Origin of the sequence: Methylomonas methanica (assembly GCF_001644035.1) — a bacterium.
GTDB lineage: Bacteria > Pseudomonadota > Gammaproteobacteria > Methylococcales > Methylomonadaceae > Methylomonas > Methylomonas methanica_A.
The window spans coordinates 1-3,125 of record NZ_LUUG01000125.1 but is presented as its reverse complement, the minus strand read 5'-3'; the positions used below and the strand labels follow the sequence as shown (position 1 = coordinate 3,125).

The window sequence follows — 3,125 nt, the reverse complement described above, 5'->3', positions numbered from 1 at the left end:
CCGAGACCCGACTTTAAAACAACCCGTCGCGATAGCGACACCTTAAAATCAAAAGCCCCTCACCCTAGCCCTCTCCCTGAGGGAGAGGGAACGAAAAACCTTTTAACCAACCGCTCCTTCCAAACTAATCCCCAACAACGCCTGCGCCTCAACCGCAAATTCCATCGGCAACTCCTTAAACACTTCCTTACAAAATCCATTCACAATCATCGACACCGCATCTTCGGCGGATAAACCGCGTTGCTGGCAAAAGAACAATTGATCTTCGCTAATTTTAGAGGTGGTTGCTTCATGCTCGACCTGCGCGGTCGGCTGTTTCACTTCCACATAAGGAAACGTGTGCGCGCCGCATTTATCGCCTACCAATAGCGAATCGCACTGGGTATGGTTACGGGCGTTTTCGGCGGATTTGGCCACTTTCACCAAACCGCGATAAGTGTTTTGCGCCCGACCGGCGGAAATACCCTTGGACACTATCGTACTGCGGGTGTTTTTGCCGATGTGGATCATCTTGGTGCCGGTGTCGGCTTGTTGCAGATTGTTGGTCAAGGCTACTGAATAAAACTCGCCGACCGAATCGTCACCCAGCAACACGCAACTCGGGTATTTCCAGGTAATCGCGGAGCCGGTTTCGACTTGGGTCCAGGACACCTTGGAATTGTGACCGCGACACTCGGCGCGCTTAGTCACGAAGTTATAGATACCACCCTTGCCGTCCTTGTCACCCGGATACCAGTTTTGCACCGTGGAATATTTGATCTGAGCATTGTCTAAGGCCACCAGCTCTACCACCGCCGCATGCAACTGGTTTTCGTCGCGCATTGGCGCGGTGCAGCCTTCTAAGTAGGAGACATGCGAACCTTCGTCGGCGATGATCAGGGTTCTTTCAAATTGGCCGGTGTTGGCGGCGTTGATCCGAAAATAGGTCGATAACTCCATCGGACAGCGCACGCCTTTGGGGATGTAGACAAAAGAACCGTCGGTAAACACAGCGGCATTCAGCGCGGCGAAGAAGTTATCGCCGGCCGGTACTACGCTACCTAGGTATTGCTTTACTAATTCCGGATGTTCATGCAAGGCTTCGGAGATCGGGCAGAAAATCACCCCGGCATCTTTCAATTTGCCTTTGAAAGTGGTTGCTACCGACACGCTGTCGAACACGGCATCCACGGCGATGCCGGCCAAGCGCTCTTGTTCGTCGAGCGGGATGCCGAGTTTTTTATAAGTATCCAGCAACTCCGGATCGACTTCATCTAGGCTTTTCGGGCCGGCTTTTTTTGATTTCGGCGCCGAGTAATAACTGATCGCTTGGTAATCGATCGGGTCGATTTTAAGTTGCGCCCAGTCCGGGGATGGCATGGTCTGCCAATGTCGAAAGGCTTTCAGCCGATAATCCAGCATGAATTCCGGTTCGTTTTTGACTTTAGAAAGCCGGCGAATCACGTCTTCGTCCAAGCCTGGCGGAAACGTATCGACTTCCAGTTCGGTCACAAAGCCTTGCTTGTATTCCTGACTGATGAGATGTTCAATTTCTTGTGCGCTTGTAGACATAATCTTTTCAATAATTAGCGAAACAACTGGTTAACCGGAATGGAGACTTCTTCCGGTGGCTTAAACGGCAAAATCAGATCGGCTAAAGTCACCGACTCCAGCGCATTGGCGATCTTTTGGTTGATCAAATGCCAATTACCTTGAATCCGGCAACCGCTGGCTTGATCGCAGCCTTTATGAGAAGCCGTGCATTCGGTCAAGGCAATCGGTCCTTCCAAAGCACTAATCACGGTCGCTACGGTAATCCGGCCAGGATCTCTCGCCAACGCATAACCGCCCTTGGCACCCCGCATGGAACTCAACACGCCGGCCTTGAGTAATATCTTCAATATTTTGCTGACCGTAGGCTGAGCGATGCCCGTCGCCTCGGCGATTTCCAGAGCGCCGTGTACTCGACTCCTGTCCTTGGCCATATAGCTCAAGATCACCGTTGCGTAGTCCGTCAACTTACTTAGCCGTAACATTACACTCTCTTTTCATTTAGGACTATTTTAGTCTTATTTAAATCCTGAGTAAATAGCTTGGTTATTAAATTTTGCGTTTCATCCCCCGCAACAGGTGTCTTACGCAGCCACACTGACAAGCACTTCTACACATTTATCGATCACACCGTCAGCGACAAAATGCCCTTGCAGAACTTTTCCCTGAAATTCTTGGTTTTTTGCAATACACTTCTTCGGGTAAAAAATGACATCCAGCCTCATTAAATAATAGCCATGACCCAAACTCGCAGCCCCATTGTTTTGATGTATCACGGTACGCCCGACGCTCAGCCGGAGTCTCATTACTCGTTAAGCGCTAACTTATTTGCTAAACATTTGCGGTATTTACAGCAAGAAGGCTGGACAACTGTTTTGTTCAAAGAACTGCAAAATGTCAAAACGCTACCTGAAAAAAGTGTGGTCATTACTTTTGATGATGGTTACGAAGACAATTATCCGGGGGCTTTTTTACCGCTAACGGCACTCGGGATGAAGGCAACTTGGTTTATCGCGACCGATTGCATTGGTGGTCATGCGCATTGGCTAGGCAAACCATCGATACAAACACGGATGTTAACTGGGGAACGCTTGCTTGAAATGCATACCGCCGGAATGGAAATCGCTTCACACACCTGCTCGCATCCCGACCTTTCCGCACTCAGCGCCGATCAACAACAATTAGAACTATCAAAAGCCAAAGCCGTACTGGAAGATTTGTTATCCACCCAAGTCAGCAGCCTGGCTTATCCATTTGGCAGATTTAATGCCGATTCGGTTAGCGTAGCCGAACAAACCGGTTATCGCATGGCCTGTACAACCCGTCCCGGCTGGTTCGACAGCGAACCAAACCCATATATGATCAGACGTATTGCCATATTTTCCGGTGACAGCGTCAGCACACTGGCCCGCAAATTAAACTTTGCGGATAACGACGTATCATGGAAAAAAATGACTCGCTACTATGCGAACCGTGTTTGGGATAAACTAATTCATAGCATTTGATTAAAAATGCCAACGCGGATTTTGGCTATGTTATGAATCAGCAGTGATTAGGCTACAGATATTCGTGCCCACTAGGGGCTGTTGCCATTT

At 49.3% G+C, this 3,125-nt stretch carries 3 protein-coding genes; 1 reads left to right on the top strand and 2 read right to left on the bottom strand.

The annotated features are described in order from the left end of the window. Window positions 1-102: 102 nt before the first annotated feature. Together sufB and A1332_RS22510 are read right to left on the bottom strand one after the other, a co-directional pair. Window positions 103-1,551: a Fe-S cluster assembly protein SufB gene (sufB, locus tag A1332_RS22515; protein WP_064010647.1), complete on the bottom strand. Its 1,449-nt coding sequence runs from the start codon at window positions 1,549-1,551 to the stop codon at window positions 103-105. 14 nt (window positions 1,552-1,565) lie between these two features. Continuing rightward, window positions 1,566-2,015 carry an SUF system Fe-S cluster assembly regulator gene (locus tag A1332_RS22510; RefSeq protein ID WP_064010646.1) on the bottom strand — a complete coding sequence of 150 codons (450 nt, stop codon included), beginning with the start codon at window positions 2,013-2,015 and terminating at the stop codon, window positions 1,566-1,568. A 252-nt stretch (window positions 2,016-2,267) separates the two neighbouring features. Between A1332_RS22510 and A1332_RS22505 the strand changes: the two genes are divergently transcribed. Continuing rightward, window positions 2,268-3,035 carry a polysaccharide deacetylase family protein gene (locus tag A1332_RS22505; RefSeq protein WP_064010645.1) on the top strand — a complete coding sequence of 256 codons (768 nt, stop codon included), beginning with the start codon at window positions 2,268-2,270 and terminating at the stop codon, window positions 3,033-3,035. Window positions 3,036-3,125 lie beyond the last annotated feature (90 nt).